4 protein-coding genes are annotated in these 6,324 nt (G+C 31.5%); all 4 read left to right on the forward strand.

The features are described 5' to 3' along the window. Positions 1 to 156: 156 nt before the first annotated feature. Positions 157 to 1,047 (forward strand): hypothetical protein, encoded by an 891-nt coding sequence (locus RMN92_RS10675; protein WP_309609432.1) that lies wholly within the window; start codon positions 157 to 159, stop codon positions 1,045 to 1,047. Positions 1,048 to 1,175: 128 nt separating this feature from the next. Then, a complete protein-coding gene (locus tag RMN92_RS10680) occupies positions 1,176 to 4,481 on the forward strand; it encodes a T9SS type A sorting domain-containing protein (protein ID WP_309609433.1) in 3,306 nt (1,101 codons plus the stop codon). 23 nt (positions 4,482 to 4,504) lie between these two features. After that, the gene (locus RMN92_RS10685) at positions 4,505 to 5,581 is read left to right on the forward strand and encodes a hypothetical protein (protein WP_309609434.1); all 1,077 of its coding nucleotides are present in this window, start codon (positions 4,505 to 4,507) and stop codon (positions 5,579 to 5,581) included. Beyond that, positions 5,571 to 6,324: PKD domain-containing protein (locus RMN92_RS10690; protein WP_309609435.1), on the forward strand; the 754-nt coding region annotated here is incomplete at its 3' end. The genes RMN92_RS10685 and RMN92_RS10690, both read left to right, overlap by 11 nt.

Consider the following 6,324-nt stretch of genomic DNA (forward strand, 5'->3'; position numbering starts at 1 on the left):
ATTTACCGTGATTCATATTCGTAATATTGATTTACGAAAATAATAATCATTTCAAATCGTCACGCTCAAAAATGATTCTTAAAATACAGATTTACAATAATTTCAAAGAACTTTTTTTATTTTTTAGTGGACACTAGTGAAATCAAATATTTACAAATGAAAAAATTCCATACATTACTTATCGCTGTAGTAGCAATTACTTCATGTTCAAAAGAAGAAGTAATTAATGAAACACCAGCAGTTAGCTCTAACTCATTGAAACGAATAGACCTAACAATTACAACGAGCGGTTCAAATAATGTTAAGACGTCTTCAAGTATTTTTACTTACAACGGAAATAAAATTATTGCAATAAAAAGTGGAAGTGATACTCAAACATATACCTACACTGGTGATTTAATTACTAAAGACACTAGTACTGACACAGCAGAATTTTCAAGATCTAGCGAATATACGTACGAAAGCGGAAAACTAAAAACTGAGTTTGAGATTAGAAATAATACAAATTCTCAAGGCATTGTAACCATTACCAAAGAAAAAAATATTTACACCTATAATCCTGATGGAACCATTCTTAAAGAAACTTATAAGGTAGACAGCACAACTGGTGTTGAGACAAAAGAAAACAAAGAAACAGTTTACACCTATGCAAACGGCAATTTGGTGAAAAGTGTAAATAAATACTTTTTTACAAGTACGGCTAATGATAATAATGGAAACCCTGTTACTACAAATAGCGAAAGCAGATCAATTGAAATTTACGAATACGACAATAAAAAAAATCCATTTATAAATATTCTAGGATTTAAGCAGTTTTCAATTGGAGAAAGCATCGCATCTGCCAATAATGCTATAAAAACTATTACTAAGTACGAGACTTTCACTAATAACGTTTTAAATCCAAATTCAATTAATGACAATGTTCGAGAAAACGCTTTCAAATACAATTTAAACGATTACCCAGCTGAACAAACTAATGTATCTACAAATTCTATAAATAATGTAATTTCAATAAATACAGCGGTTGGTATATATATTTATGAGTAATTCCTAAAACTTCTAAATTTTTATGTTTTGATTTTTAAAACAAAATTAAATCCAAACATAATTTTTTAATTTAATTATGGCAATAGTATAATCACTTTGAAATATATTTTTATAAAAACATTACGCTTATGAAAAAAATTACTTTTTTATTTTTATTTATCTGGAATTTTGGTTTTGGTCAAAATACCTTATCAGGAAATGCAACTTATAAATTAGAGATCAATGGATACATCGGTGATGGCACTGAAGATAATTGTTGTTGTGGTGGATTAAGGTTTTTATATTTATTTCAATCGAATAATGTTAATGGTGTAATAGTAAAAGCAGAAAACGGTCACATTGAGAATACTTCATTTAGCTATAATACTGAACATAATGAATATAATTTATTAACTAACTATAGAATTGGTGCAAATTTTAATTCAGGAACAATTTTTTGCGGTTCTACATCTTCAAGCTTAACATCAGGTAATATTCTTTTTTCTAGACTGCAAGATAGTCCAATAATAAATTTACCAGTACCTCATTCATTGAGACTTAAGAACTATCCAATCGTTAATCTTATAAATTCTGACATTTCAAATAACCTAGTCGGAAATGATGATTATGTTAATATTTATGGTATGTATGGAATTTTAGACCAATATTATAATTGGCAATATTCAACCAATCCAGATTATAATAGTAGTTCTTGGACTAATCTACCCCCTCAATTTCAGGGGAAAAGTTTTTTAAGCGCAAAACCAAGTGAATTTCTTCCTGACAATTTAATTGGTTCACAATTTTTTTTAAGAGTAAAAACTAATAATTTTGGAACAAATAATCAAGGATCTATACTACCTCTTGTTTATTTAAAATCTGCTCCACATATTGAAGGTGCACCAACCACAACTCCTGTACGTTGCTACAGCGACACTAACGACGGTTCCGCAACATTTACATTTAACAGGTTATTAATAGGGTGTAATGGTTGTAAGCAACAAAATAATTTAATTCCAGACGAAACATTAAATTATACTTTGTTAAATAGAGTAACTTCAACTCCTGTACGAAGCGGCAATGTAATCATGAATGCTGACAAAACCTTTACCATTTCAAACTTACCTTCAGGAGATTATACAATTAAATTTACAGGTGATTATGATGGCTTCAACACTTACACATCAGGAATTAATCACACTAGAAATTTCACTATCGAAAAACCCCAACTACCAGTTGCCTTTACCGCCACAAAAACCAATGTTTTATGCTATAATGGCAATGATGGCAAAATAATATTAAATGCTTCGGGTGGTACAACACAAGGTTCAAACACTTATCAATACAGTTTAGACTTAGGTACAACATGGGTTTCTTTTACTAATGGAAACACTCATACCATTACTGACCTAAATCCTCGAAATTATATAATTAAGGTAAAAGATTCAAAAGCTTGCGTAGCAAGAGTACAAAGATTAGTAGGTACTGTAATAGAATTAGGAATAGATATTGAATTACCAATTACCATTCAACCTATCGCTACACCTGTGGTTGTAAATTACACCGAGGTAGAACAACCCAAATTTTATGGTGGTACCAATGGTAAAATTGTAGCCACAGTAATTGGCGGTACGCCTTTTGCTAATAATAGATACGATTTTGAATGGAAAAATAGCCTTGGTGTAGTTCAAACCAATACCAATACATATTTTAGTGGAGGTATATTTTATATTACGTTAAACAATGTAGGGGCAGACACTTACAAACTTACCGTAAAAGATAAAAATTATGCTACAGCAACGCAACAAGGTGGTTGTTCAGTTTTAGATTCAGAACAAATTTTACCCCAACCTCAACCCATTGTAGTTACTTTTACAGCTATACCTCCAAAATGCAATGCCAACAACCAATTTGGAAATGAAACTGACCTCAATCCTGCTGATGGGAAAAGAGACGAAACGCAAAATGGTCAGCTACTGGCTACCGTTACTGGTGGCGTACCTTACACAGGATTTGACAACTACAGTAAACCCTATAAATATTTTTGGAAAAAACAATTGCCTGATGGTACTTGGCAATCCATCGACAATCAAAATACCACTTTGCCTTATGTTTCAGATGGGAACTATGCTTTAAATGTAGAAGATAGCAACCTAATAAAATTAGGTATTTACACCAACAACATTTTAACCCAAGAAGTAGATAAAACCATACTTGTACAGCAACCTGCTCAATTGGAATTGACACTTACAAAACAAGATGTTACATGTGGCAATGCCAACACTGGATCTGCAACTGCCAATGTTTCTGGTGGTGTTTCAGGATACACTTACCAATGGAACGATGCTAATGGTTCAACCACGCCAACCATTTCAGGATTAGGCGCGGGTGATTATTTTGTACGTGTAACTGATGCCAATAGATGTGTAGTACAAGGTTCAGTCAATTTGCCCCAACCCTCAAACATCGTAATATCCGATAGTGTACAAAAACCAAGTTGCTTTCAAGGTAGTGATGGTGCTATTGATTTAATAATAAGAGGTGGAAACGCGCCTTTTACTTACTTATGGAACACAAGAGCAAGCTCTAAAGATTTAGCAAATATTCCAGCAGGGAATTATTCAGTAACCATAACTGATCGATTGGGTTGCACCTTTCAACACAATGTTGTTTTAATAAATCCAGACCCTATTGTTGTGAATCTTGGTTCTGATAGAACATTATGCAACAACCAATCACACGCTTTGGATATTAGTATTACTGATCCAAATCCTCAATACTTTTGGACTTCCACAAATGGTTTTACATCAAGATCAGCTACTGTTAACTTAACCAAAGCGGGTACTTATTATGCCAAAGTAATATCCTCTTTGGGATGTATTAGCCAAGATGATATAATCATTCAAACCAATCAGGTTAATATTGAATCGGAGTTTTTTGTGACTTCACAAGCCTATTTAGATGAAGAAGTAATGTTGGTAAACACCAGCAATCCGTTTGGTGAAAATACCCAATGGGTCATTCCAAATGGGGTTAGTATTTTAGACCAACAGCAAAAATTTGTGGTTTTAAAATTCAATACTATTGGCACGCATACTATTTCTTTAAAGCAAACCCAAGGTGATTGTTATGCTTTGTTCTCAAAAAATATTAAAGTCGAAGATAGAAGTACAATTCCAAATGCAAATAATAACAATAGCCCATTTATAAAAGATTTTATAGTCACACCCAATCCAAGCAATGGTCAATTTACCACAGTAGTCAATCTGCAAGAAATAAGTCCTGTAAAATTAAGATTGTTTTCTTATTCAGGTCAAACTGCTATTATTCAAAAAAGCGAAGCAGGAAAGAAAAATTATGTGGTCGATTTTAATGTGGCATTGCCATCAGGTACTTATGTTTTGGTTTTAGAAACGGCGCAACAAACGTTGATAAGAAAAATAATAATACTATAATTAATATGATAAATTTAAAAAAAATGAAAAAATATTTTTTTGCAATTCTAGCTTTAGTTGTAATTTCTTGTAGTAAAGAGGAAGAGGAAAAACCTAAAATCTTTAGGTTCTTAGAATTCAGAAAAGATGTTTTATTACCTAATATCAATGAAAGTGAAATATCTTTTCTGGCGATGGATTTTGATACAAAAGTAGAAGAATGGGAGATAACATTGTCTAATGGCACAATTAATTTCCCTGTAAGTATTAAAAATATTGAGAAAACTGCATTTAGTTGGAATGTTAATCCAAATAGTCCTATACAAGTAATTTATTTAAGAATACCCAAATTAGAGTATGGCGATTACACACTTATGATTAAAAATAATTTAACTAATCAGGTTTATTCAGATGTTTTTTTGGTTAGAAGTAAAACATTTAAAAATGTTAAATCATCAAATATAACAACATATACAATGATTAATTCTGAACCACAGGATTATTTGTATTTTCAGAATACATCAAATACTATTGAAGAAGATCCCAATCCAAATTCGGTTCAACAAGTATTTTTAGAAAATAAAACGACCCAAATAGCTTATTCTGTAAATTATCAAATTTTAAATGGCAATATTAATTTTGATATTCCTCTTTCAATTCCTGTTGGTTCTTACTTTTTATCTATAAAATACAATACAGGATTAACTAGTTATTTTGAAAAAGACATTATAATTTTAGATCAGCAATTACCCTCAATTACAGCTATAAACAAAAACTTGTTTTCTGGTGCAGAAGAAATAAAAATAGATGGCTTAAATTTCAGGTATAAAATTCTAGCTGGAATATTACCTGTTAGCGGATTATCAAACACTCAAACTGAAACTGTATTGGTATTTAAGGATATAAATAGAGAATATAATTTTAGTTATGGTAGATATGCACAATTTGATCCAAACTACAACGATATAAGCAATGAAGGCACAAAGTTAGTATATAAAATACCTAGCATATCAAATGCCAATATTTTCACAGATTCAAATAGAACTTATTTTGAAGGTGTAGTATTTGTAAAATGTGGTCCTTACAAAAGCAATTCAATAAATGTAAAAATTGTATACTAATTATTACACAGCAGCGATGATAAAAAAATACGTCCTATTCTTAATTTTAATAATCACTGCTAACAGTTGCTATAAAGAATCATTTGTCACTATTGATGGTGATTTTTCAACCACATTTGTAGGCGCTGATGAATCTGTTCCAGTCATTATTAAAATTAACAATAAAATTATTGGTGCTGACAGTTACAACTGGGAATTTGAAGGTGGTGTACCCAGCAGTTCTACACAACCCAATCCTGGCGAAATCACCTACAACGAAGCGGGAACTTACACTATTAAACTGACTACAGAGAACCAAGATGGTGAACGTAAAGCTTTTTCAAAAGTAATTGAAATTAAAGATGCCATCAATATTAGTTTTTCCAACCAGATTATTCAAAGTAATAATCCACCAGTAGAAGTACAACTTACCAATGCTACGCAAGGAGTTGGATTCACATATAACTGGACATTTCAAAATGGAAGTCCCGCCACTTTTTCTGGAAAAACTCCACCCAATATTATTTTTACACAACCAGGCAATCACAATATAACTTTGACAGTCTCCAATGGTTTTGAAACACAAATACAAACACAAATGGTGACAGTAGCACCAGATTTAATATCAGATTTTACATGGACACCCAATTTTGAAGATGAAGATTATCAGTCGCCAGTCAAAATAAATTTGGTCAATCAATCCGTAAGTGCTACAAGATACCGTTGGACATTTCAAAATGGTAATCCAGTTACATCCAATATTG

It is taken from the genome of Flavobacterium sp., from assembly GCF_031363805.1.
Taxonomy (GTDB): Bacteria; Bacteroidota; Bacteroidia; order Flavobacteriales; family Flavobacteriaceae; genus Flavobacterium.

Coding starts and splice junctions, on each gene's coding strand:
- RMN92_RS10675 (WP_309609432.1), top strand. CDS start 157: ATGAAAAAATTCCATACATTACTTATCGCTGTAGTAGCAATTACTTCA.
- RMN92_RS10680 (WP_309609433.1), top strand. CDS start 1,176: ATGAAAAAAATTACTTTTTTATTTTTATTTATCTGGAATTTTGGTTTT.
- RMN92_RS10685 (WP_309609434.1), top strand. CDS start 4,505: ATGAAAAAATATTTTTTTGCAATTCTAGCTTTAGTTGTAATTTCTTGT.